2 protein-coding genes are annotated in these 1,522 nt (G+C 66.5%); both read right to left on the reverse strand.

All coding sequences use genetic code 11. The features are described 5' to 3' along the window. Positions 1-1,097 (reverse strand): alpha-amylase family glycosyl hydrolase (locus ABT137_RS50955; RefSeq protein WP_351720901.1); only part of this gene is annotated, 1,097 nt, incomplete at its 3' end. After that, the coding region (locus tag ABT137_RS50960; RefSeq protein ID WP_351720904.1) for an alpha-glucosidase C-terminal domain-containing protein at positions 1,094-1,522 on the reverse strand (429 nt) is incomplete at its 5' end. The genes ABT137_RS50955 and ABT137_RS50960, both read right to left, overlap by 4 nt.

Here is a 1,522-nt window from a genome sequence, read left to right on the forward strand (position 1 = left end):
GCGAGCCGCCGCCTGATGCCGATGTTGGCGCGCATACGCGGGTCCTTCGCGTATTCGGCCCACATGTAGTCGCGTTCCTCGTCGGTGACCATTTCGAGGGTGAGTTCGTCGTGGTTGCGCAGGAAGATGCCCCACTGGCAGCCGGAGGGGATGGCGGGGGTCTTGGCGAGGATTTCCGAGACGGGGTAGCGGGATTCCCGGCGCACGGCCATGAAGATCCGCGGCATCACCGGGAAATGGAACGCCATGTGGCATTCGTCGCCGCCCTTGTCGTAGTCGCCGAAGTAGTCGACGACGTCCTCCGGCCACTGGTTGGCCTCGGCCAGCAGCACGGTGTCCGGGAACATGGCGTCGATCTCGCGGCGGACCCGCCTCAGGAACTCGTGGGTGGGCGGCAGGTTCTCGCAGTTGGTGCCCTCCTCCGCGTACAGGTAGGGCACCGCGTCCAGCCGGAAGCCGTCGATGCCCAGGTCCAGCCAGAACCGGAGCGCCGCCAGTACCTCCTCCTGCACCGCCGGGTTCTCGTAGTTGAGGTCGGGCTGGTGCGAGAAGAAGCGGTGGAAGTAGTACTGGCCGCGCACGGGGTCGAAGGTCCAGTTGGAGACCTCGGTGTCGACGAAGATGATCCGCGCGTCCTGGTACTGCTTGTCGTCGTCGGCCCACATGTAGAAGTCGCCGTACGGCCCGTCCGGGTTCTTCCGGGACTCCTGGAACCACGGGTGCTGGTCGCTGGTGTGGTTGACGACGAAGTCGATGATGACGCGCATGCCGCGCTGGTGGGCGGCGTCGACGAACTCCACGAAGTCGGCGAGGTCACCGAACTCGGGGAGCACGGCGGTGTAGTCGGAGACGTCGTAACCGCCGTCCCGCAGCGGGGACTTGAAGAAAGGGGGCAGCCAGAGGCAGTCGACGCCGAGCCACTGCAGGTAGTCGAGTTTCGCGGTCAGGCCCTTGAGGTCGCCGATGCCGTCGCCGTCGCTGTCCTGGAAGGAGCGGACCAGGACCTCGTAGAAGACGGCGCGTTTGAACCAGTCCGGGTCCCGGTCCTTGACAGGTGTGTCCTCGAAGGTGTCCGGGACGGGTTCGTTGACAGTCATGACGCGCTGGGCCCTCCGTTCGCTGGTGTCGGCCGCCCTACCTGGAGCACGTGCGCCGGCGTCCGGCCGGGGGTGAGGCACACATAGTTGGTCCTGCCCCACGAGTAGGTCTCACCCGTCAGTTCGTCCTGCACGGACAGGACGGCGTTCCAGTCCAGGCCGAGTTGCGGCATGTCCAACGAGACCGTGGCCTCCTGGGTGTGGTGCGGATCAAGGTTGACGATCACCAGAACCGTGTCCGGCCCGGTGCGCTTGCTGTACGCGAGGACGGAATCGTTGTCCGTGCGGTGGAAGCGCAGGTTGCGCAGCTGCCGGAGCGCGGGGTGGCGGCGCCGGACGGTGTTGAGGCGGGTGATGAGGGGGGCGATGCCGTCGGTGTCGGCGAGGGCCCAGTCGCGGGGTTTGAGCTGGTACTTCTCGGAGTC

The organism is Streptomyces sp. NPDC001980, from assembly GCF_040296885.1.
Taxonomy (GTDB): Bacteria; Actinomycetota; Actinomycetes; order Streptomycetales; family Streptomycetaceae; genus Streptomyces.